The following is a 23,448-nucleotide window of genomic DNA, read 5'->3' on the forward strand; positions in this document are numbered from 1 at the left end:
CAGTACGTCGTGGAATGAACGCTTACGTACGCCCTGGGGCGGGACAACCAACTGCCGCGCAAGCTGTTCGGTGTCCTGCATCCTCGCTACAAGACCCCGGCCTTCAACATTCTGCTCTGCGGCATTTTCGGCTGCGCGGGTTTTGCCCTGACGATCGCCACCGCGACGTCCCTGGTCAATTTCGGCGCGTTTCTCGCCTTCAGCGCAGTCAACCTTTGCGCGTTGCGGCTCTCCTTCGATACCCGCCTCGGAGACGGGGCGGGCTTGTTGCGCGGGGTGCTCTGCCCGCTCGTTGGCCTGGTCACGGCCGGGTGGATGCTGGTCAGCCTGGATAAAGACGCGCTGATCATGGGCTGTAGCTGGCTGGGCCTGGGGGCGGTCTATCTCGCTTGCCGGACCAGCTTCTTCCGCAACCCGGTGCCCGACGCGCTGGCGTAGTGACCACCCTTCTATCGAACGCTCTGACAACAACCACAAGGCCGGCTTCGAGCCTGCCCTTCAATGGCGAGAATCGATATGCAAACCAAACTTCTGATCAATGGTGCCCTGGTGGCCGGCGAAGGCGAGAGCCACGCGGTGTACAACCCGTCCCAAGGCAACGTCCTGGTGCGAATTACCGAGGCCAGCGGCGCCCAGGTCCATGCCGCGGTGCAGAGCGCGGATGCGGCCTTCGACGCCTGGTCGCAAACGCCGCCCAAGGATCGCGCGGCCCTGCTGCTCAAGCTTGCCGAGCGCATCGATGCCCAGGCGCACGTGTTCGCTCGCCTGGAGGCGGACAACTGCGGCAAGCCTTTCAACGCCGTGCTGCTGGACGAACTGCCCGCCGTATCGGACGTGTTCCGTTTCTTCGCCGGCGCCGTGCGCTGCCTGCAGGGCTCGGCGGCGGGAGAGTACGTCGCGGGGCATACCTCGATGATCCGCCGCGACGCGGTGGGCGTGGTCGCCTCCATCGCGCCGTGGAACTATCCGTTGTTGATGGCAGCGTGGAAACTCGGCCCGGCATTGGCCGGCGGCAACACCGTGGTGCTGAAACCGTCGGAGCACACGCCGCTGAGTACCTTGAAACTGGGCGAGCTGCTTGCCGAGATCTTCCCCGCCGGCGTGGTCAACATCGTCCACGGTCGAGGTGCCTCGGTGGGTGAGCCGCTGACCAGCCATGCCCAGGTGCGCATGGTGTCGCTGACCGGCTCCGTGCGCACCGGCAGCCGGATCATCGAAGGTACGGCCGAGAGCGTGAAACGCATGCACATGGAGTTGGGGGGCAAGGCTCCTGTACTGATCTTCGACGATGCCGACATCGATGCCGCCGTCGAAGGCATCCGCGCCTTCGGCTTCTACAACGCCGGCCAGGACTGTACCGCCGCGTGCCGCCTCTATGTGCAGAAAGGGGTCTACCAGGAGTTCGTTCGCAAGCTCGGCGAGGCCGTATCCAACATCCGGTGCGGGCTGCCGGACGATCCGGCGACCGAGATGGGACCGCTGATCACCAAGGAGCATCTGGAGCGTGTCGAGGGGTTCGTGAACCGGGCCAGGGAGTTGCCGCACATCGAAGTGGTCACCGGCGGCAAGCGCGCCGAGGGTGCCGGCTTCTTCTTCGAGCCGACGGTCCTGGCCGGCGCTACGCAGGAGGATGAGGTGGTGCGCCGCGAGATCTTCGGCCCGGTGGTGACCGTCTCGTCGTTCGAGGATGAAGCCCAGGCGCTGGCTTGGGCGAACGACTCCGATTACGGCCTGGCGTCTTCGGTATGGACCGCCGATGTTGGGCGCGCTCATCGCCTGGCCGCCCGCCTGCAATACGGCTGCACCTGGGTCAACACCCACTTCATGCTGGTCAGCGAAATGCCCCACGGCGGGGTCAAGCTGTCCGGCTACGGCAAGGACCTGTCGATGTACGGCCTGGAAGACTACACCGTGGTGCGCCACGTGATGTTCAAGCACTGACCGCCCACACCCCGGACTACCCAGATCATTTTTCAAGAGGTTTGCATGAACAACATCGAGACGTTCGAAAGGCTCGAGTCCAACGTGCGGATGTACTGCCGCGACTTGCCCCTGGTGTTCGATACCGCCCAAGGCAGCAGGATCCGCGGCGAAGATGGCCGCGAATACCTGGACTTCTTCGCCGGCGCCGGCGCCCTGAACTATGGCCACAACGACCCGCGCATGCGCGATGCGCTGATCGCGTATCTGTCGGCCAACGGCGTGACCCACGCCCTCGACCTGCACACCACCACCAAGCGCCAGTTCCTGGAAGCGATCGAGCGCGACCTGTTCAAGCCACGCGGCTGGGACTACAAGGTCCAGTTCACCGGCCCGACCGGTGCCGACGCCGTCGAGGCGGCGTTGAAGCTGGCGCGCAAGGCGACCGGGCGTACCAAGGTCGTATCGTTCTACGGGGCTTACCACGGCATGACCGCCGGCGCCCTGGCCGTCACCGGCAACCGCACTCGCCGTGGCCCCGGGCTTTCCACCGACGTGGTGTTCGTGCCCTACGAAGACAGCCCCTATGGCGAATTCGACAGCATTGGCTTCCTCGAGCGCCTGGCCAACGACCAGGGCAGCGGCTCGGAGCTGCCGGCGGCGGTGATCGTCGAGTCGGTGCAGATCCAGGCCGGCGTCTACCCGGCTTCCAACCAATGGCTGCAACGCTTGCGCAAGTGGACCACCGACCACGGCGTGCTGCTTATCTGCGACGAGATCCAGGCCGGTTGCGGTCGCACCGGCGACTTCTTCGGCTTCGAGCGCTCCGGGGTGGTGCCGGACCTGATCACCTGCGCCAAATCGATCGGCGGCTTCGGCCTGCCGATGGCGATCGTGTTGCTTCGTGCCGGGCTGGATGTATGGCAACCGGGCGATCACATCGGCACCTTCCGCGGCAACCAGTTGGCGTTCCTGACCGCCCGCATCGCGCTCAGCTATTGGCACGATGAGCAGTTCCTGAAATTGCTGGCCGACAACTGCGCGGCCATGGAGCGCGCAGTTGCCGGCTTTGCGGAAATTCCAGGCGTCGCGTCCGCGCGTTGTCGCGGCATGATCGCCGGCATCGATTTCGGCCGCGGCAACGTCGAGGTCGCCAAGGACGCCCAGCAGCGCGTGCTGCAAGCGGGCGTGCTGGTCGACCGCTGCGGCCCGAATGGCGAAATCATCAAGCTGATGCCACCGCTGAACACTCCGACCGACCAACTCGAAGGCGGCCTCAGGGCCTTCGGCGAATCGGTCGCGGCAGCGCTGGGAGAATAGCTGCCACGGTCACCCTTCGGCCTGTGTTGAAGCGCAGGCCGGAGACCTGTTGGACATCAGCCAGAACAATAATCAGGAGACCTCGAGCGTGCGTGAACACAATGATGAAAGCTTCGAGTTCGAAGTGTCCGTGATCGGGCTCGGAGCCATGGGAACCATCATGGCCCAAGCGTTGCTCAGGCAAGGCAGGCGCGTGGCGATCTGGAACCGCTCACCCGGCAAGGCCGCGGCGCTCGTCGCCGCTGGCGCTCACCTGTGCGAGAGCGCCGAAGCCGCGCTGGCTGCAAGCCCGGCCACGATCTTCGTGCTCCTGGACAACCAGGCGACCCACGAGGTGCTCGGGATGCCAGGTGTGATGCAGGCGCTGGCCAACCGTACGATCGTCGATTACACGACCAACGCCCGGGACGAGGGCCTGGCGCTTCAGAGTCTCGTCAACCGCGCGGGCGGCCATTACGTCAAAGGGATGATCGTGGCCTACCCGCGCAACGTTGGTCGTCGCGAAAGCCACAGCATTCATACCGGTGATCCTGAGGCCTTCGAACGGCATCGGGCGCTGCTTGAGGGGCTTGCCGGTCATACGACGTTCCTCCCCTGGGACGAAGCATTGGCCTTCGCCACCGTGCTCCACGCGCATGCGTTTGCCGCGATGGTGGCTTTCTTCGAGGCCGTGGGGGCTGGTGTCCACTTCGGCCTGCCGCCTTCGAAGACCGCTCGGCTCATGCTCGACACGTCGCGCTTTTTCGTCGCCGATGCACTCGAGGAAGCGGTCCGTCGGCTGGAAGCGCAGGATTTCGCAGGCGATCAGGCGAGGCTCGATGTGCATGCCCAGGCCTTCGCCCATATCGCCGGAGCCCTGCACGCACAAGGGGCCTGGACGCCGGTCTTCGACGCGCTGTGCCAGGCCGTGCAACGCGCGGCAGCCATGGGCTATGGCGACCAGGACATCGTAGCCGTCACCCGCCTGTTCGCCCGCGAATGCGACACCGCAAGCGCGGCGGGACAGTGACTGCGCTGCGCTTCTAAGGTCCGCGTGGATAGCGCCCGAAGACAACAACTATAAAAAATCGCTGGAGAATCATATGCGCCGATTCGGTTTTCTACTGGCTGTCCTTGTACTGGTCATCTTCCTGAGTGCACTGTTTTCGAAGCCTTCCGTCGTCAACCGCGGGACGGCTCAGCGCATGGAGCACTACCCCACCGTCGGTATCGGAGACATCTTCCGGGGGCACTAGCCAGGCCTCGGGCGACAGACAGCCTCGAAGCCTGCCATGCGGTCGCTGCCACCCGTTCGACAGCGACCGTGTGCGCCTCAGTGGTCTATGGCTCCGCTGGCGCCAAGGCCGGTCTGGCCTCGTACGTACTGGTCGGCGAAGGCTTCCCTTTCAGCCATGGCCCGCTTGGTCCGGTCCAGGCGGGAAACGCCATACGCCACCAGGAACGCCAACGGCATGGAGAACAGCGCAGGCTGGGTATAGGGGAACAGCGGCTCGGCGAAGTGCAACACATCCACCCACACCAGCCTGGAGAAAACCACGAAGCCCATGGCGCTGAGCAACCCGACGTAGCCACCGGCCAACGCGCCACGGGTGGTCAGCCCCGACCAGAACATCGACAGGAACAGCACCGGGAAGTTGGCCGAAGCGGCGATGCCAAAGGCCAGGGCGACCATGAAGGCCACGTTGATGTTCTCGAACACGATGCCCAGGGCTATCGCCACCAAGCCAAGGCCCAGGGTTGCCAGCTTGGTTACCCGCAGCTCCTGCGCCTCGCTGGCCGCGCCCTTCATGATCACCCGCGCATACAGGTCATGGGCGATGGCGGACGCCCCGGCCAGGGCCAGGCCTGACACCACGGCCAGGATGGTGGCGAAGGTCACGGCGGAGAGGAAGCCCAGCAGCAGGTTGCCACCCACTGCCTGGGCCAGGTGCATGACCACCATGTTGCCCCCGCCCAGCAGCTTGCCTCCCGCTTCCCCGCCCTCGAAGAACCGGGGCTGCTGGCTGACGATCACGATCGACGCCAGGCCCAGCAGGAAAATGACATTGAAGAAGTAGCCGATGAACCCGGTGGCGTAGAGCACCGACTTGCGCGCCTCCCGGGCATCGCCGACGGTGAAGAAACGCATCAGGATGTGCGGCAGCCCGGCGGTGCCGAACACCAGCCCCAGGCTCAGCGATAGCGCGGTCAACGGGTCGGCCAGCAAGCCACCAGGGGCCAGCAGGCGTTCGCCCAGGGCATGGCTATCCATCGCCTGGCTGACCAGCCTGTCATAGCTGAAGTCGAATTCGCGCATCGCCAGGAACAGCACCAGCGAGCCGCCGACCAGCAGCAGGAATGCCTTGACGATCTGCACCCAGGTGGTTGCCACCATACCGCCGAAGGTCACATACAGCATCATCAGCGCACCGACGATCACCAGGGCGATCTGGTAGTCCAGGCCGAACAGCAGCCTGATCAACTGCCCGGCCCCGACCATCTGCGCCACCAGGTAGAAACACACCACGGTCAGCGATCCGATGGCGGCCATGGTGCGCACCTTGCCCTGGTCGAGACGGTACGAGGTGATGTCGGCGAAGGTGACGCGGCCCAGGTTGCGCAGCCGCTCGGTCATCAATAGCAGCAGTACCGGCCAGCCCGCGAAGAAGGCGATGAGATAGATGTAGCCATCCATCCCGGAGCTGTAGATGAGCGCGGTGATTCCCAGCAGCGTGGAGGCGGACATGTAGTCGCCGGCCAGCGCCAGGCCGTTCTGCCAGCCCCGGATACCGCCACCGGCGCTATAGAAATCCGCCGTCGAATGGGTCCGTCGCGCCGCCCACCAGGTGATGCACAGGGTGAACAGCACGAACACCATGAACATGCCGATGGCATGCAGGTTGAGCGGCTGGCGCTGGCCAGCGTCCAACGCGGGCGAGGCCAACAGCAGGCCGGAGTGCAGCGACAACGCCAGGGGAAGGAGCTTCTTCATGCGCCCTGCTCCTCTTCCAGCCCAGCGACCAGAGCCTGGGTCAGGCGATCGAATTCACCGTTGGCGCGGTACACATAGAGCGCCGACAAGGCACAGAAGAACACGAACAGGAACACGCCGGCCGCGACGCCGAAGGTCATGTTCGAGCCCTGCGCCAGACGCCTGGCAATCAGCTCGGGGCAGAACGATACCAGCGCGATGTAGCCGTGGAACGTGGCCAGGATCAGCAGGAGCAGGCTCAGGGTGAAACGGTTTCGGCGCGCCACCAGTTGCTGGAACCGGGCACTGGCGCGGATACGCGCGTATAGCAGGCTGGACATGGGACACCTCGGGCAACCTAGTTATTGTTATGGAATATGCGGGTGCGGCAGCGCCATCAGCGGCCGGCGTCGCCGGCCTCCTCCTCCTGCCGGGCCCACTCGCGCAGGACGAACTTCTGGATCTTGCCGGTGGCGGTCTTGGGCAGTTCGGTAAGCGTCACATGCCGCGGTGCCTTGAAGTGCGCCAGGCGCTCGCGGCACCAGCGGACCAGATCGTCACCCGTGGTTCTGGGTAAGGCATCCGCCCGCAAGGCGACGAACGCGTGGGGTGTCTCGCCCCAGCGCGAATCCGGGCGCGCCACCACCGCGGCCTCGACCACCTCGGGGTGCTGGTAGAGCACTTCCTCGATCTCCAGCGAGCTGATGTTCTCGCCGCCGGAAATGATGATGTCCTTGGCCCGGTCCTTGATTTCCACGTAGCCGTCCGGGTGCAGCACGGCCAGGTCGCCGGTGTGCAACCAGCCGTCGGCCAACGCGGCACGGGTGGCCTCGGGGTTGTGCAGGTAGCCTTTCATCACGGTGTTGCCCCGCACTACCAGTTCGCCAAGGGTGCGGCCGTCGGCCGGGACCGGACGGCCGGTGTCGGTATCCAGCACCGTGGCCTCCTCGAGCATCGGGTGGGCGACGCCCTGGCGGCTCATGAACTGGGCCCGGGCCTCCAGCGGCAATTCGTCGACCCCCGGCTGCCACAGGCACAGGGTGCTGGGGCCGTAGCTTTCGGTCATGCCGTAGGCGTGGGTGATGCTGAAGCCGCGTGCTTCCATGGCGGCGATGACCGCGCTGGGCGGCGCGGCGCCGCCGGTGATCACCGATACCGGCACGGCAGGGACGCTGGCATGCTCGGCATGGATCAGCATCGACATCACCACCGGCGCGGCGCTCAGGTGGGTCACCGCATGCTCGGCAATGGCGGCGTGGATCGCATCTGGCTGGACCTTGCGCAGGCATACGTGCGTGCCACCGGACAGCGTCACCGCCCAGGTATGGCTCCAGCCGTTGCAGTGGAACATCGGCAAGGTCCACAGGTAGACGCTGCGCGGCCCCAACTGGAAGATCAGCGCGCCGGCGCAGGCGTTGAGGTAGGCGCCGCGGTGATGCAGGACCACGCCCTTGGGATCCCCCGTGGTGCCGGAGGTGTAGTTGATGGCGATCGACTGCCATTCGTTCTGCGGCGCACTCAGCGGCCGCCCCGGGTCGCCCTGGGCCAGAAACGCCTCATAGTCCAGGTCGTGGGCGAGGTCGGCTCGCTCGGCCTGATCATCGTCGATGCCCACCAGCAAGGGCGGCGCATCGAGCATGGCCAGCGCCTGCTGGGCCACGGCACCGAACTCACGGTCGCAGATCAGCACCCTGGCCGCGCAGTGGCGCAGGATGAAGGCGATGCTGCGTGCCTCCAGGCGAATGTTGATGCATACCAGCACCGCCCCGGCACCGGGTACGCCATAGTGGGCCTCGAGCATTTCCGGGATATTCGGCGCCAGTATCGCCACCCGCTCGCCCGCTTGTACGCCGACCCGCTCCAGGGCACTGGCCAGGGCGCAACTGCGCTCGTGCAACTGGCGGTAGCTGTAGCGCCTTGCGCCATAGACCACCGCATCGCGCTGCGGGTACACCTGCGCGGCACGCTTGAGGAACGACAGCGGCGACAGCGGGACATGGTTGGCTTCGTTGGGAGCAAGCTCGTGCTCGAGGGTCGGAACCATCATGGCAGCCACCTCATCGACACATTGCTCGGGTCTTGCACGCACATACATACCTCCTGTTCTTGTTGTTATTGCGCCAGGGCGCGTTACAGGCTGCTGCACAGGTGGCCGCCATCGACCACGATCTCGGCGCCGCTCATGGCCCGCCCGGCATCGCTGGCGAGCAGCAGCAAGGCGCCGTCCAGGTCCGCCGGCACGCTGAAGCGGCGGCTGGGGATACGCGAGCGCAACTTGTCGCCGGCCTCGCTGGCCAGGAAGGCCTCGTTCAGGTCGGTCATCACGTAGCCGGGCGCCAGGGCGTTCACCCGGATGCCATGGCGCGCCAACTCCAGCGCCATGGCGCGGGTCAGGTGGGCCAGGCCGGCCTTGGCCGCCAGGTAGGGGCCGACGGCGCCGGCCACACGGCTGGCGAGGATCGAAGTGACATTGATCAGGCTGCCGCCCTTCCCCGCCGCGACCATGCGCCTGGCGCTTTCCTGGGCCACCGCCCAGGCGCCCTTGAGGTTGGTGTCGAGCACGCGGTCCCAGCTTTGATCGTCGCAGGCCAGCAAGGGCTGGCTGTCGCTCACCCCCGCATTGTTGACCAGCACATCCAGCGGGCCGGCGGCATCGAGCACCCGGCAGATATCCTCACGGCAGGTCACATCGAGGGCAAAGGCCTGCGCCCGCCCTCCCGCCACCTCGATGGCCTCCACCAGTGCCTGCAGCGGCGCCTGGCGCCTGGCAGTCACCACCACCTCGGCGCCTGCGGCGGCCAGGGTCATGGCGAAGTGGCGGCCCAGGCCGCTGGAGGCTCCGGTCACCAGGGCGCGGCGCCCGTCGAGGGCGAACAGTCGGGTCAGGTTCGGCTGCATCAGCGGGCCTCCAGGCGCTGGTCGAGCAGTTTCTTCGCCAGGCTCATGCGGTGCACCTCGCTCGGGCCGTCATAGATGCGGAACGGGCGAATGTCGCGGAAGATCCGCTCCACCACGGTGTCTCCGGTCACCCCGCGCCCGCCCAGTACCTGGACGCAACGATCGACCACCCGCCACAACGCCTCGGCGCTGATCACCTTGGCCATGCTGGAGTCGACATTGGCCCGCCGGCCCTGGTCGAGCACCCAGGCGCAGTGCCACACCGCCAGGCGCACCACATGCAGGTCCATCATGTTGTCGGCCAGCATGAAGCCCACACCCTGGTGCTCGCCCAGCGGCTTGCCGAAGGCGTCGCGGGTGCGCGCATAGTCGCAGGCGATGTCGTGGGCGCGACGCGCGGCGCCCAGCCAGCGCATGCAGTGGGTGAGCCGCGCCGGCGCCAGGCGCACCTGGGCATACCGGAACCCCTTGCCGATCTCGCCGAGCACATCGCTCGCCGGAATACGCAGGTTGTCGAAACGCAGCTGCCCGTGGCCACCGGTGAAGCAGCTGTCCAGCGAGTCCAGCTGACGCTCATGGATGATGCCGTCGCGTTTCATGTCGGTCAGGAACATGGTCGCCGTACCATCCTCCATGCGCGCCATGACGATGCCGAAGTCGGCGCCTTCTGCGCCGGTGATCAGCCACTTGCGGCCATTGATCAGGTAGTCGTCGCCATCGCGGGTGGCGGTGGTGCGCAGCATCGAAGGGTCCGAGCCGGAGCCTGGCGCAGGCTCGGTCATGGCGAAGCAGGAACGGGCATGGCCCTGGACCAGCGGGCGCAACCAGCGGTCTTTCTGCGCCTCGGTGGCGACCACGTCCATCAGGTGGATGTTGCCTTCGTCCGGGGCATGGATGTTCAGCGCCACCGGGCCCAGCGGCGAGTAGCCGGCCTCTTCGAAGACGATCGCCTTGGCCACGTGGCTCAGCGCCAGGCCACCCATTTCGCGGCTGGCGTGGGGCGTCAGCAAGCCGGCCGCGCGGGCGCGGGCCACCAGGTCCTGGCGCAGGGCGTCGCTGGGGCCGTGGCTGTCCTGGCGGGGGTCGTTCTCGAGCGGGATGACCTGTTCGGCGATGAAGTCTCGGGTCTTGGCCTGCAAGGCGAGCAGTTCGTCCGGGAGGGTGAAGTTCATGGTTGTCCTTCTGGGTGCTTGTCTGTCGGGAATGAGATGGCTGACGCCGTTCAGGGCAAGGCCTTGGGATTGCTGATGGCCAATCGGGCGAGGGTGACCTGGCGCAATGTCTCGACCAGGGTTCTATGGTTTTGCGGGGCGTCATGGCTGCCCAGGCGAATGGCCCGTGCCAGTTGGCGGCGCAGGTCGGGCAAGGCTGCGGGCGCCTCGTCGACCAAGGCGGCCAGACGTGTCCGCTCCTGGTCCTCGGCCAGAGCCCCCAGGCGGCTTTCGCGGGCTGCGATGGCCATGGCATTGGCGATCATCAGGGCCGGGTAACGCAGCTCGCCGGGCAGCGCTGGCAGCAGTTGCTCCAGAAGCGTCGAGCGAGCGATGTCGAGCAGTTCATGGGCATCGGGCTGGGTCATGGCGCTTCGGCTCCGGTCATGTGCAGGATGTCGAGCTCAAGCTCCGGCAGCAGTCGTGCGGTCAGTGCCAGCTCAATGGACGGCTCTTCGCCGGACAGGTGGCGCTGGCCTTGCTGCAGGGCGATCACCGCCCAGCGCAGGGTGGCCATGACCTGCCAGTAGTGCAGTTGGCTGCGCTCGATACGCAGCGGAGACACCTCGTGGTAGCCCCCCAGGAAGTCCTCCAGTTGGCCGATACCGCCGGCCTCGAGGTCTGGGCGGGTGAAGCGCCAGCAGCGGGCGGTGAACCAGCCGAGGTCCTCGCAAGGGTCGCCCCAGCCGGTGAACTCCCAGTCGAGTACGGCTTCGAGTCCCTGTTCGCTGGCCAGGTAGTTGCCGGTGCGGTAGTCACGGTGCAACAGACACAGGATGCTGTTGCGCGGTGCGTGCAGCTCGCACCAGCGCAGGCCCCACTCCAGCACCGGATAGGCATCGGCGAGGGTGTCGAGGTAGTGGCGATAGGCGTCGATGGTCGCCAAGGCCGGTGAGCGGGTTGGCATCGGCAGGAAATCCAGCGCGGCGCACGGCGGGCGAACCTGATGCAGGCGCGCCAGGTTGGCGCCAAGCTGCGCCGCCAGCTGCGCCCGGCCCTGGGTGCCGGCGCCAGCGCTGAGCAAGCGACCGGCGGCGACACCCGGCACGTACTCCATCAGGAAGAACACCCGCCCATGCACGCGCATATCGCGGCACAGCCACAGCGGGCGCGGTACTTTCACACCGGCCTGATGAACCACTTGCAGCACCGCGAACTCCTGTTCTCGGTCAAGGCTGGCGGGTAGCGCGGAAAGCGCATCGCTGCGCAGCACCCAACGCCGGGCGCCAGCCCAGGGGCCGCCTTCGATCAGCAGGTCCAGCAGCCAGTTTTCCTGGATGGCGCCGCCGCTCAGGCGCTGGCGTGCCTGGATGACCACCCGCTTCGCTGCGGCGTGCTCGCGGATGAACTCGACCAGTGGCTGGTCGTCCGGGGCCACGAATGTCTCGCCGTCCCGTACGGTCGTAGGAGGAGTGCTCATGGGGTTGTAGGGCCTGCCTGTAGTCATGTTGTCAGACAGCTTTAGCAACGCCTGGGCCAATTTTCGGGATATGCCTGTAACCCGCGCTCTCTCTGGCGCCAGGTTTTTCCATGGCGCTCGACGAAGCAATCCGGGTTTCACTTTTGCAACGAACTGATTCAGTATCGAAACAATTCAATCCTGAACAGGTCTCGACATGCGTCCTCCCCTTTCCCAGGTCGTCGTGCTGGTCAGTCACCTTCAACGACCTCGGCAGCGCAGTCGCCTCGCCAGCCTGGTGGCCGGCCTGGCGGCGGGCTACCCGGACGTCCATATCGAGGTGCTCGACACCTCGGTATCCGAAGCCCTGCAAACCGCCCGCGATCTCGAACAGCGCGGCAAGGCCGACGTGTTCGTCTGTGCTGGCGCCACTGCCGCCTACCTGCGTAGACACCTGGCACGTCCGGTTCTGACGATGCGCGTTGGCGGCGGAGACCTGTTGCGTGCGCTGGAGCAAGCCCGCGAACACTCCTCCCATGTCGCCCTGCTCAGCTACAACCGCATCGACCGGGACCTGCAAGCCATGCGAACGCTGTTCACGGTGCAGGTTCACCAGGTCGCCTACACCACCCTGGAAGAGGCTCGCCAGGCTGTCCTGGAGGTATCCCGCCTGGGTTGCCGCAGCATCATCGGTTCGTCGACGGTGGTGGAGCTGGCGGAACAGGCAGGCCTGCACGGCGTGCTGTCGCTGAGCGAAGACACTGCGCGCAAGGCGCTCGAGGAAGCCATGGGAGTCCTCGACAGCCAGCGCCTGGAGATCGCCAAGCGGCGGCATCTGGACGCGGTGCTGCAACACATTCCAAGCGGTGTGGCAGCGGTCGACAACCAGGGTGTGGTGCAATCGCTCAACCCTGCCCTTGCCCAGTTGCTGGAGTTGCCGGTCAGCTCGGCTCTGGGTCGACCGTTACAGCAGCTATGCCCGGAGCTTGACCTGCAGCAGGCGCTAGAGGATGGCGGTGGCGAGGAAAACCGGGTGATCCGGCTGGGCTCGCACGCCGTGGTCAGCAATCTCCTGCCGATCCTGGAGAATGGCGAGCGTACCGGCCTGGTGCTCACCTGCCAGGACATCACCGCCGTGCAGCGCGCGGATCAACGCATCCGCTCCACTCGCCGTCCAGGTGCCTTCACCGCGCGTTACCGGCTCGAACAACTCAACGGCGCGAGCAAGGCCAACCGTGAGATGTTGCAACTGGCCAAGCGCTTTGCCGCCAGCCATTCGACCATCCTGATCACTGGCGAAAGCGGCACCGGCAAGGAACTGCTCGCCCAAGGGATCCATAACGAGAGCCCTCGCCGGCACGGGCCTTTCGTCGCCATCAACTGCGCGGCGTTTCCCGAGTCGCTACTGGAAAGCGAACTGTTCGGCTACGAGGAAGGCGCCTTCAGCGGTTCGCGCAAAGGCGGCAAGCCCGGCCTGTTCGAGGCGGCGCACCGTGGCACGCTGTTCCTCGACGAGATCGGCGACATGCCTGTGTCGCTGCAGACTCGCCTCCTTCGTGTATTGCAGGAGCGAGAGGTCTTGCGCCTGGGCGGCACCGAGCCGATCTCCATCGACGTGCGCATCGTCGCCGCCACCCACAAGGACCTGGGGGGCGCCATGAAGGATCGCGAGTTTCGCACCGACCTGTATTACCGGCTGAATATCCTGCGCTTGCAGACCACGCCCCTGCGCGAGCGGCCCGAGGACATCCCTCTGATTTGCCAGGGAATCAGCCAGCGCCTGCTGGTCCAGGGCCAGCCACCGGGTGCCGCAGGCATAACGACGCTCCTGCTACCCTACCTCGTCCGCCATTCCTGGCCCGGAAACGTCAGGGAACTGGAGAATGTCATCGAACGGGCGATGCTCTCCGCCAGCGAAATCTTCCATGAGCACGGCGTGGATGAGCATTACCTGGCTCGCGTGCTGCCCGAGCTATTCGAAGGCCAGCCTCAGCCCAGGTCCCGGAAAGAGCCATCGCGCACAAAGGATTTGCACGCCATCGGCAAAACCGCGCAGTTGCGCTACATACAGGAGACGCTGGACAGCTGCCAGGGCAGCCTTGACGAGGCTGCGCGTCGGCTCGGGATCAGCCGGACCACGCTGTGGCGGCGGCTTCGTTCGGCACGCTGAGCAAAACGATGCGCCTGGGCGATGCGGAACTCGCCCAGGCATGGACGCGGCCGGTGCCGTGAAACTCAATTGATCAGCGGAACCTGCTTGCCGATCTGCAACGCCTCCAGCGCGTCCAGTTGCGCTTCGATCTGCAGGAAGCGCATGGCCCGCCGAGGTGACATCTTCTCGGCCACTTCCTGCACGTACCGGTGCAGCACGGCCAGCTGTTTCTCCTGCAATCCCCGATAGAGGTCGACCATCCTCGAAGCTTCCGCGTCGGTAATGCTGCCGGAACCATAGGCGCGGGCATATTCGAGCAGGAGCTGGAATGTCTCCTTGTGCAGGCTGTCCGTCTCGCCTCGGTAGCGTGAATAGATCGGCCAGAACGTCTCGGCTTCGGTGCCGTCCAGCGCCATGTTTGCCTCGACCATCCGTTTGCGCTTGTAGTTGATGGTTTCCAGCTGGTTCCTGATCTTTTCCTTGTGCTCGTTCATCACCTGCTCGACCGATGGCAGGGGTTCGTCGGCATGAGCGGCAAGGGAAAGGGTCGCGACCAGGGTGGCCACGAAAAGCAAGCGCCTGGACATCGGCGTTCTCCTTCTGGGTTGATCGAATGGATTCATGCTGCCGCGGTGCGATGCGACATCAACGGGCCCCGCTCCTCAGGGCGATCCTGGGCGCCCACTCCAGCCATTCGTCATTGGCCGAATCGAACAGGGCGAAGGTCTGCCCCGGCTTGGCGGGCTCGCCCATCTGCGCATTGTTCGGGGTGGCGAAGGCAATGCCGCCCTCCATCAGCGCCTCCATCGACTCGGTGCGTAGCGACAGGCCTTTGAACAGGCTGGCGTCGACGCCGAAGCCGCTGGCATTCCAGAAACGGCTGCCGGTACGCACCAGCGGTACGTAGCGCGGTTCGATGAGGATGCTGATCAGCACCCGGTCGGCCTGTTCGCCCAAGGCCAGGTCGACGACCTTGCCCACCGGGATCTGCCGGTAGGTCACCAGGTTGCCCGGCTTGATCGAGCCCTTGCGCGGCGCACTGAGGGTCAGCCGCAGGCCGCTTTCCCGGCCCAGCAGGTTGGGCGCTTCGGCGAGAGTCTGGAAGCGTGCCTGGCGCTCGCCCGGCGTGCTCGACGGCAGCGCCTCGATGTAGGGGCCGCTGACCAGGGTTCCGAGGTTCTCGGTACGCAGCAGGCCGAGCGCCGGACGCACCACCCAGAAGCGGGTTCCGCTGCGGGCGACGCGCTCGCCGGCGGAAGTCAGGCGGGCCTTCATCAGTACCCCGGAGAGGTCCGGGTTCAGCTCGACGCTTTCGATCTTGCCGATGTCCAGGCCCTTGAAGCGGATCGGCGTGCCTTCGCGCAGGCCGTCGGCATTGTCGATGCTCAGCTGGATTTCCACGCCACGGGCCATCGCCGCCTCCTCGCTGTCGAAGAGGGTGAAGCGACGCACCTTGGTCACGGTCGGCGCCTTCGGATCGAGGGTGTCGAAGGAAATCCCGCCGGTGATCAGGGTCTGTAGCGACTCGCTCTTCACCTGCACGCCGCTGAGGTTGCCGGTCAGGGTGATCCCGCTGGAGTTCCAGAAGCGCGTCGAGGTATTCACCAGGTGCGCGTACTCCGGCTCGATGTGCACACCCACCACCACTCGCTGGCGGTCGCGCGACAGCTGGTAGCTCTGCACGCTGCCGACGCGGACCTGGCGGTAGAGGATCGGCGCGCCGATATCGATCGAGCCGAGCTTGTCGCTGGTCAGCACCAGGTGCAGGCCGGGCGCGTCGGTGTTCAGCGGCGGCGCTTTCGGGCGGATGGTGAACTCGCGACTCGGCGCGCCGCTCTTGGCGAAGCGCACGTCGATGTAGTTACCTTTCACCAGGGCCTCGAGGCCGGTGATGCCGGCCAGGGAGATGCTTGGCTTGACGGTCCAGAATTCGGTGCCTTCCAGCAGCATGTCCTCGACCCGCGGATCCATCGCCAGGTCGGCAGTGGCGCTGCTGTAGTCCTTGCCCATGTCGATCGACTTGACCAGGCCGACCTGCACGCCGTTGAACATCACCGGGGTGCGGCCCGGATCGATACCACTGACGTCGTTCATCTTCAGCTTCACGCGCAGACCGGCCTGGGCCGCGTCGTAGTCGTCGTACAGACGGAACGGCTTGCTCGGATCGGTCGGCGGGCTGTCGCCTCGACTATCGGAAGTAGCGAAAGCGATGCCGCCGGCCGCCAGGGTCAGCAACGATTCGCTACGCACCTTGAAGCCGGACAGGCCGCCGGAAATGGAGATGCCGCTGGCGTTCCAGAATCGCGTGTGCTTGCGCACCAGGTCGGCGTAGGCCGGCTCGATGTGCACCTTGATCTCGATGGTCCTCTGGTCATCGCCCAACTGGAAGCTCTTCACCTGGCCGACCTGGATCTGCCGGTAGAACACCGGGCTGCCCTGCTCCAGGGAGCCCAGGCGATCGGCCTTGAGGGTCAGGTGCAGGCCGGGCAGCTTGTCGGAAAGGGGTGGCGGCTCCTTCAACGCGGTGAAGTAGCGTTCTTCCTTCTCGCCCTTCACCGGATCGACCGCGATGTAGACGCCGGAGACCAGGGTTTCCAGGCCGGTGACGCCAGCCAGGGAAACCCGCGGCTTGACCAGCCAGAAGCGGGTACCCTTGCTCAGGTACTGGCGCGCCTCCTTGTCCATTTCGATGGTAGCCACCACGCCCTTGATATCTTCGCTGACATCCAGCGCGACGACCTTGCCGACCGCGATGCCCTTGTACAGCACCTCGGTCTTCTTCGCCTGGATGCCATCGCTGCTCTCGAAGCGCACCTGGATCAGCACCCCTGCCTGGTCGTAGGCGCGCCAGCCCAGCCAGGCCCCGATAGCCAGGGCCACCAGCGGCAGCACCCAGATCGCCGACCAGTTCGAGGTCTTGTGTTTCTTCGGGCTTGGCAAATCACTCATTCTCGTCGTCCAGATTGGTGTTGTCCCAGATAAGCCGGGGGTCGAACGTCACGGCGGCGAGCATGGTGAGCACCACCACGCTGGCGAAGGCGGCGGCGCCGAGATTGGCCTCGATGCTCGCCAGGTTGCCGAAATTGACCAGCGCCACGAGGATGGCGATGACGAAGATATCGAGCATCGACCAGCGCCCGACCCATTCGATGAAGCGGTACATCATGATTCGCTGGCGGGCCGACATCGGCTGGTGCCGCTGCACCGAATAGAGCAGCAGGGCGATGCCGACCAGCTTGAAGGTGGGGACGACGATACTGGCGACGAACACCACCAGGGCGATGGGAAACATGTCGGCCTGGATCAGGGTCACGACCCCGCCCATGATGGTCGCCGGGGAGCCCTTGCCGAGCATGTTGACGGTCATGATCGGCAACAGGTTGGCGGGAACGTAGAGAATCATCGCCGAGATCAGCAACGCCCAGGTACGGGCAATGCTGTTCGGCCGCCGAGGATGCAGCTTCGCGCCGCAGCGACTGCAACGCGGATGCTCGTCCCCGTCGGCGCGATTCAACTGGTGGCACTCGCCGCAGACCAGAATGCCGGCATCGATCGCACGCATTGTCGTTCTCCAGGATCTCTGCCGGGACGGTGATGGTTTGTCGTCGTCCAGCGCGGCGGCCAACCTGTGCCTTGCCCGGCAGGGAATGGGCACGGGGAAACCACCTGTCGGGGGAGGCTGCCGTCGGAAGACGATTCTGTCCGGGGCGTTACAGCGATGGCATGGGTTCGGCCACTCATGCGCATCAGTTGTCCGCTCGGCTCGATCTGGCCAGGCTGGGCCGGACTCGCTATTCATGCCGCTTGGACGATGATCGAGCGCTGGGATCGCATGATGCTTATATAGTTCACATGAGTCAATATTGTCTCATGTGTTTTTCTCCATCGCGCTATACGGAGCCAAGCGGCGATCCTGCCAGGGAGGCATCATGGCATTCGCCACGGAAGGAAGGACCCCCGAAGAGATTGTGGCGCGCCTCCTGTCTCATGCCGATGCAAGTGGCGGTATCGGCCGAGAATCCCTCGACACCGAGAAGCGGCTTTTCCGCGTCCAGGCATGGGACGATAGGAGCACTCGGGTAGCCCTGGATCGATACTCGCTTTACAGGCAGGAACACTGGCGGGCCTCTTCCGGGGCTCCTCCAGTGTCCTGCTGCACACCTCTGAGGCTCCGATATCCTCCGAACCTCGTCTTTGCCCGGTTCCTCTTTCAGTCAATCGCCGCCCGCGTCCCAACCCCGTCCACCAACCGCGCAATCCCCAATGGGTTGCCATCCTTCAGCGCTTCCGGCAGCCACGCGTCCGGGTAGTTCTGGTAGCACACCGGGCGCAGGAAACGGTCGATGGCCAGGGTGCCCACCGAGGTGCCGCGGGCGTCCGAAGTGGCCGGGTACGGGCCGCCGCGGACCATCGCGTCGCAGACTTCCACGCCGGTCGGGTAGCCGTTGAGCAGCAGGCGTCCTGCCTTCTGTTCCAGGAGCGGTACCAGGTCGGCGAAGGACGCCAGGTCTTCCGCTTCGGCGATCAGGGTCGCGGTGAGCTGCCCGTGCAGCCCATGCAGCGCGCGCTTCAGTTCGGCGTGGTCGGCGACCTCGACGACCACGCTGGCCGGGCCGAAGACTTCTTCCTGCAGCAACTCGTCGCCCTCCAGCAGCAGGCTGACGTCCGCCTGGAACAGTTGCGGCCGGGCCTGGCGGCCCTCCTGCGGTTGCCCGGCGAGATGGCGGACGCGCGGGTGGGCGTGCAGCGCCGCCAGGCCTTTTTCATAGCTGGCCAGCGTGCCGGCGTTGAGCATGGTCTGCGCCGGCTGGTCGTCCATGCGGGCGGCGAAGCGTTCGAGGAACGCCGAGAATTGCGCAGAGCGGATGCCGATGACCAGCCCGGGATTGGTACAGAACTGGCCGCAGCCGAGCACCACCGAGGCACTCAGTTCGTCGGCCACGGCCTCGCCGCGCTTCTTCAGCGCCGCCGGCAGCAGCACCACCGGGTTGATGCTGCTCATCTCGGCGAACACCGGGATCGGCTGCGCCCGGGCGGCCGCCATGTCGCAGAGGGCGCGGCCGCCCTTCAGCGAACCGGTGAAGCCGACCGCCTGGATCGCGGGGTGGCGTACCAGCCGCTCCCCTACTCCGCCGCCGTAGATCATGTTGAACACGCCCGCCGGCATGCCGGTGCGCTCGGCCGCGCGGAGGATCGCCGCGGCGACCCGTTCGGCGGTGGCCATGTGTCCGCTGTGCGCCTTGAACACCACCGGGCAGCCGGCGGCCAGGGCCGCGGCGGTATCGCCGCCGGCGGTGGAGAACGCCAGGGGGAAGTTGCTCGCGCCGAACACCGCCACCGGGCCGAGGCCGATCCGGCACTGGCGCAGGTCGACGCGTGGCAGCGGCTTGCGTTCGGGCCGGGCGCGGTCGATGCGCGCGCCATGGAAGTCGCCGCGCCGCAGGACTTCGGCGAACAGGCGCAGCTGGCCGCTGGTGCGGCTGCGTTCGCCCTGGATGCGCGTGGCCGGTAGCGCGGTTTCACGGCAGACGATGGCGACGAAATCATCGTCCAGCGCGTCGAGTTCGGCGGCGATGGTATCGAGGAATTCCGCGCGGCGGCTGGCCGGCAGTTGCCGGTAGTGCGGGTAGGCGCTGGCGGCGGCTTCGGCGGCGGCGTCCACTTCTTCCGGGGTGGCTTGCACGAAGCGGTACGGCAGCGCCTCACCGCTGGCGGCGTCGAGGCTTTGCAGGAAGAGCGTGCCGGCCGCGCTGCGGGCGCCGCCGATGAAGTTGTGTCCGAGGATGGCTGTCATGTCGACCTCATACAGGGGAAGCCCCGCCGGGGATGGCCGGCGGGGTTGGAGCCAAGGCTCCGCAGGAATGAAGGAAACCGTGCCGCGGGTCTCTCGTGGAGCTCCGGCCTATGCACGGCGGTGGGGCTTCAGAGCGCTACCACCCGCCCCGGCGTCAGTGCGGTCTCGACGGCGGCGATGCCATTGCGCAGCGGCGCGCCGAACTCGGCCATGGCGATCTCGAAGACATCCCCCGGAGCAGCCTTGATCCCGTCGGCGAAGGACAGCGTGGCGGTACCGAAGTAATGCACGTGGACGTCGCCCGGACGGAGGAACTGCGCGTACTTGAAATGGTGGTACTCGAGGTTCTCCAGGCTGTGGCACATGTTGTCCTCGCCGGAAAGGAACGCCTGCTGCCAGAGCACTTCGCCGTCGCGCAGGATCCGGCTCTCGCCCTGCAGGTGGCGCGGCAGTTCGCCGACTCGCAGCTCCGGCCCGTAGCAGCAGGCGCGTAGCTTGGAATGCGCCAGGTACAGGTAGTTGCGGCGCTCCATCAGGTGGTCGGAGAACTCGTTGCCCAGGGCGTAGCCGAGCCGGTAAGGCCGGCGGTCATCGCCGATCAGGTAGAGCCCGACCAGCTCCGGTTCCTCGCCGGCGTCCTCGGCGAAGGCCGGTAGCGGGAAGTCCGCGCCGGGGCGCACGACGATGCCGCCGTCGCCCTTGTAGAACCATTCAGGCTGCGCGCCGACCTGGCCCGCCGGTGGCTTGCCGCCCTCCAGGCCCCACCTGAAGATGCGCATGGTGTCGGTCAGCGCGGTCTCGTCGCCCTGGTTCTGCTGGTGCATGCGGTCGCGCGTCGCGGCGCTGCCCAGGTGGGTCAGGCCGGTGCCGCTGACCAGGCAATGGGCCGGGTCGTCATGATCCAGCGGCGGCAGCACCCTTCCCTCCTCCAGCAACCCGGCATAGTCCGGGCCTGGCTCGCTGCCTCGGCGCAGCACCTCGTCGTGCAGGCCGCTGCCCGCGCGAATCGCCGCCAGCCCCAGTTCGCGCGTGCTGCGCACGCCGCGCAGCACCTGTATCCCGGCGCCTTCGACGACGCCGACCCGGCGCTGCCCTGCCCGGTCCTCGAATTGAATCAGCCGCATCTCGGCTCCTCCTGTGGGCTCCGACTATCACTCGATGATGATGAAATCCTTGAGGTGCTCTTCGGATATCTCCAGGCCCAGGCCGGGCTTGTGGTCGTCCAGCTGGATATAGCCGTCGACCGGCTGCGGCTCGCCCTTGAACACGTAATAGAACAGCTCGTTGCCGACCTCGACGTCGAACACCGGGAAGAACTCGGCCATCGGCGAGGCGGTGCTGGCCATGGTCAGGTGATAGTTGTGCAACTGTCCGGCGTGCGGGATCACCGGCACCGACCAGGCCTCGGCCATGGCGTTGATCTTGCGCGCGGCGGTGATCCCGCCGACGCGGTTGGTGTCGTACTGGATGACGTCCACCGCGCGGCGCTCCAGCAGGTCCTTGAAGCCGTGGCCGGTGAATTCGTGCTCGCCGCCGGAGATCGGCATGATCCCCATCTTCTTCAGCTCGACGTAGCCCTCGATGTCATCGGCGATCACCGGCTCCTCCAGCCAGCGCGGTTCGAACTCGGCGAGCTTCGGCAGCATCCGCCGGGCGTATTCCAGGGTCCAGCCCATGTAGCATTCGAGCATGATGTCGATGTCCGGCCCGGCCAGTTCGCGTAGCGCGCGGACCTGCTCGATGTTCCTGCGCATGCCCGTCGGGCCGTCCTTGGGGCCATAGCCGAAGCGCATCTTCAGCGCGGTGAAGCCCTGGTTCAGGTAGCCCTGGGCCTCTTCGAGGAAGGCGTCGAGGTTGTCGTTGGCGTAGAGCTTCGAGGCGTAGGTCCAAATCTTCTCCTTGGTGCGGCCGCCGAGCAGCTTGAACACCGGCTTGTTCACCGCCTTGCCCATGATGTCCCAGATCGCCAGGTCCACCGCCGAGATGGCTGCCATGCCGATGCCCTTGCGGCCCCAGGCGTGGGTGCGGCGATACATCTTCTGCCAGATGTACTCGTTGTCGAACGGGTCTTCGCCGATGCAGATCGGCGCCAGGTAGAGGTCGACGATTTCCTTCGCCACGCGCGGCGCCAGGGCGCAGTTGCCGATGCCGACGAGGCCGTCGTCGGTCTCGATCTCCACCACCAGCCAGCCGTGGAAGCGGAACGAGCCCATGGCGTCTCCCTTCTCGAACAGGATGTCGCTGGCATTGGTGCAGAAGTGCGCCTGCGGCGGGACGACCTTGCCCTTCCATTCGAAGACGCGGGTACGGACGGATTTGATTTTCATGTCGCAGCTCCTATCGGTGCGTAGTGTGGGTCAGCCGGCCTGCCGCGCTCGCAGCGGGGCGGACGACGATCCGGAGGTCTTCAGCCGGGCCAGCAGGCAGGCGCCGAGCAGGCCGACGGCGGCCAGGGCGAACATGCCGGCGCGCGGGTCGGCGAACTGGCTTTCCATGAGGGTCTTGAGGTTCGGCGCGACGAAGCCGCCGAGGTTGCCCAGGGAGTTGATCAGGGCGATGCCGCTGGCCGCGGCCGCACCGCTCAGGTAGCCGGTGGGAAGGGTCCAGAACAGCGGCTGCACCGAGACGAAGCCGGACGCGGCGAAGCAGAAGGCGATCACCGCCAGGCCCAGGTTGCCGGCCAGCGCCGAGGCGGCGATACCGGCTGCGGCCATGCCCAGCATGGCCACCGCGAGCTGGCGATGCTGGCCGCTGCGGTCGGCCTGGCGGGTCACCAGGCGCGTTACCACCAGGGCGCAGACCCAGGGAATCGCGGTGATCAGGCCGACGTTCAGGCCGACCTGGCCGTCGAGGAAGCTGGCGATGCGGGTCGGCAGGTAGAACACCACGCCGTACACGCTCATCTGGATGGTGAAGTAGACCAGGCAGAACTTCAGCACCTGGCCGCTGCGCAGGGCGCTAAGGAAGCCGTGCGGGCCGCGTGCCTGTTTGCGGGTGTCTTCTTCGGCCAGCTCGCCTTCCAGCGCCCGCTTCTGCTCGTCGCTCAGCCAGCCGGCATCGCGCGGGCGGTCGACCAGGTAGAAGTAGGCGGCAATGCCGACCAGCGAGGCCAGCAGGCCCTCGGTGACGAACAGCCACTGCCAGTTGGCCAGGCCGAAGATGCCGTGGAACTCCAGCAGCCAGCCGGACAGCGGACCGCCCAGCACCAGCGCCAGCGGCAGGCCGAAATAGAACAGGCCGAGCGCCTGGGCACGGCTGCGCTGCGGGAACCAGTAGGTGAGGTAGAGGATGATGCCGGGGAAGAAGCCCGCCTCGGCGACGCCCAGCAGGAAGCGCAGGACATAGAAAGTCATGGCGTCGTCGGCGAACATCATCGCCGCCGAGACCAGGCCCCAGGTGACCATGATCCTGCACAGCCAGACCCTGGCGCCGAGGCGGTGCAGCATCAGGTTGCTGGGCACCTCGAAGCAGGCATAGCCGATGAAGAAGATGCTCGCGCCGAACGCGAAGGCGGCATCGCCGAGGCCGGTGTCGGCTTGCAGGAAGGCCCGCGCGTAGCCGACGTTGGCCCGGTCGATGAAAGCCAGTACATACATCAGGACCAGGAAAGGCAGGAGCCGCAGGCGGCTGGTGGCGATCGCCGAGGACAGCAGCCTGGCGTGGTCGTTCATGGCGCTCATGGAGGGCTTCCTTCTTGTTGTTGTTCGACGCGGAGGCGGCATGGCCGCTTGCGTTGGGCCGACTGTAGCCAGGCTGCTCCCGCGCGGATAATCACTTCTGCGCATTCATCGATAACCCCAGGCA

At 66.2% G+C, this 23,448-nt stretch carries 18 protein-coding genes and 1 pseudogene; 5 read left to right on the plus strand and 14 right to left on the minus strand.

Translation table 11 applies throughout. The features are described 5' to 3' along the window. Positions 1 to 21 precede the first annotated feature (21 nt). The 4 genes and pseudogenes from LE197_RS37075 to LE197_RS09575 form a co-directional block, all read left to right on the plus strand. Positions 22 to 438, plus strand: a pseudogene (locus tag LE197_RS37075) (amino acid permease); the annotation flags it as partial. Positions 439 to 516: 78 nt separating this feature from the next. After that, positions 517 to 1,941, plus strand: a complete 1,425-nt coding sequence (locus tag LE197_RS09565) for a gamma-aminobutyraldehyde dehydrogenase (protein ID WP_021205588.1) — start codon at positions 517 to 519, stop codon at positions 1,939 to 1,941. Positions 1,942 to 1,986: 45 nt separating this feature from the next. Beyond that, complete coding sequence (locus LE197_RS09570; protein ID WP_012614185.1) at positions 1,987 to 3,240, plus strand: aspartate aminotransferase family protein; 1,254 nt, start codon at positions 1,987 to 1,989, stop codon at positions 3,238 to 3,240. 88 nt (positions 3,241 to 3,328) lie between these two features. After that, the gene (locus LE197_RS09575) at positions 3,329 to 4,249 is read left to right on the plus strand and encodes an NAD(P)-dependent oxidoreductase (RefSeq protein WP_003122778.1); all 921 of its coding nucleotides are present in this window, start codon (positions 3,329 to 3,331) and stop codon (positions 4,247 to 4,249) included. 303 nt (positions 4,250 to 4,552) lie between these two features. On the opposite strand, the gene LE197_RS09580 is transcribed toward LE197_RS09575, so the two are convergent. The 7 genes from LE197_RS09580 to LE197_RS09610 form a co-directional block, all read right to left on the minus strand. Beyond that, on the minus strand, positions 4,553 to 6,211 hold the full coding sequence (locus LE197_RS09580) for a cation acetate symporter (RefSeq protein ID WP_023109200.1): 1,659 nt from the start codon (positions 6,209 to 6,211) through the stop codon (positions 4,553 to 4,555). Then, entirely contained in the window at positions 6,208 to 6,531 is a 324-nt protein-coding gene (locus LE197_RS09585) for a DUF485 domain-containing protein (protein ID WP_003089157.1), read from the minus strand. Before LE197_RS09585 ends, LE197_RS09580 begins: the two co-directional genes overlap by 4 nt. A gap of 56 nt (positions 6,532 to 6,587) precedes the next feature. Beyond that, a complete protein-coding gene (locus LE197_RS09590; RefSeq protein WP_011666659.1) occupies positions 6,588 to 8,234 on the minus strand; it encodes an acyl-CoA synthetase in 1,647 nt (548 codons plus the stop codon). An 86-nt stretch (positions 8,235 to 8,320) separates the two neighbouring features. After that, positions 8,321 to 9,088 (minus strand): SDR family NAD(P)-dependent oxidoreductase, encoded by a 768-nt coding sequence (locus tag LE197_RS09595; protein WP_003123438.1) that lies wholly within the window; start codon positions 9,086 to 9,088, stop codon positions 8,321 to 8,323. Beyond that, positions 9,088 to 10,260 (minus strand): acyl-CoA dehydrogenase family protein, encoded by a 1,173-nt coding sequence (locus tag LE197_RS09600; RefSeq protein WP_003123439.1) that lies wholly within the window; start codon positions 10,258 to 10,260, stop codon positions 9,088 to 9,090. Before LE197_RS09600 ends, LE197_RS09595 begins: the two co-directional genes overlap by 1 nt. A gap of 50 nt (positions 10,261 to 10,310) precedes the next feature. Next, positions 10,311 to 10,667, minus strand: coding sequence for a DUF6285 domain-containing protein (locus LE197_RS09605; protein ID WP_003089151.1), 357 nt, complete (start codon positions 10,665 to 10,667; stop codon positions 10,311 to 10,313). Continuing rightward, positions 10,664 to 11,719 (minus strand): phosphotransferase family protein, encoded by a 1,056-nt coding sequence (locus LE197_RS09610; protein WP_016253453.1) that lies wholly within the window; start codon positions 11,717 to 11,719, stop codon positions 10,664 to 10,666. The genes LE197_RS09605 and LE197_RS09610 overlap by 4 nt, the downstream gene beginning before the upstream one ends. A gap of 196 nt (positions 11,720 to 11,915) precedes the next feature. Between LE197_RS09610 and LE197_RS09615 the strand changes: the two genes are divergently transcribed. Continuing rightward, a complete protein-coding gene (locus LE197_RS09615) occupies positions 11,916 to 13,868 on the plus strand; it encodes a sigma-54-dependent Fis family transcriptional regulator (RefSeq protein WP_023109201.1) in 1,953 nt (650 codons plus the stop codon). Between the two features lie 65 nt (positions 13,869 to 13,933). Here LE197_RS09615 and LE197_RS09620 read toward each other — a convergent pair whose 3' ends face one another. The 7 genes from LE197_RS09620 to LE197_RS09650 form a co-directional block, all read right to left on the minus strand. Next, a complete protein-coding gene (locus LE197_RS09620; protein WP_003089145.1) occupies positions 13,934 to 14,437 on the minus strand; it encodes a hypothetical protein in 504 nt (167 codons plus the stop codon). 58 nt (positions 14,438 to 14,495) lie between these two features. Then, positions 14,496 to 16,799 carry a PqiB family protein gene (locus tag LE197_RS09625; RefSeq protein ID WP_023109202.1) on the minus strand — a complete coding sequence of 768 codons (2,304 nt, stop codon included), beginning with the start codon at positions 16,797 to 16,799 and terminating at the stop codon, positions 14,496 to 14,498. Further along, entirely contained in the window at positions 16,792 to 17,412 is a 621-nt protein-coding gene (locus tag LE197_RS09630; protein ID WP_023109203.1) for a paraquat-inducible protein A, read from the minus strand. Before LE197_RS09630 ends, LE197_RS09625 begins: the two co-directional genes overlap by 8 nt. A 648-nt stretch (positions 17,413 to 18,060) precedes the next feature. Next, the gene (locus LE197_RS09635) at positions 18,061 to 19,644 is read right to left on the minus strand and encodes an aldehyde dehydrogenase (NADP(+)) (RefSeq protein WP_226033995.1); all 1,584 of its coding nucleotides are present in this window, start codon (positions 19,642 to 19,644) and stop codon (positions 18,061 to 18,063) included. Positions 19,645 to 19,772: 128 nt separating this feature from the next. Beyond that, positions 19,773 to 20,768, minus strand: coding sequence for an AraD1 family protein (gene araD1, locus LE197_RS09640; protein WP_003111007.1), 996 nt, complete (start codon positions 20,766 to 20,768; stop codon positions 19,773 to 19,775). Between the two features lie 27 nt (positions 20,769 to 20,795). After that, positions 20,796 to 21,971, minus strand: coding sequence for an L-lyxonate dehydratase (locus LE197_RS09645; RefSeq protein ID WP_003113703.1), 1,176 nt, complete (start codon positions 21,969 to 21,971; stop codon positions 20,796 to 20,798). A 30-nt stretch (positions 21,972 to 22,001) separates the two neighbouring features. Then, complete coding sequence (locus LE197_RS09650) at positions 22,002 to 23,324, minus strand: MFS transporter (RefSeq protein ID WP_023109204.1); 1,323 nt, start codon at positions 23,322 to 23,324, stop codon at positions 22,002 to 22,004. Positions 23,325 to 23,448 lie beyond the last annotated feature (124 nt).

Source organism: Pseudomonas sp. PS1(2021), assembly GCF_020405165.1.
In the GTDB taxonomy this organism is placed as follows: domain Bacteria; phylum Pseudomonadota; class Gammaproteobacteria; order Pseudomonadales; family Pseudomonadaceae; genus Pseudomonas; species Pseudomonas aeruginosa.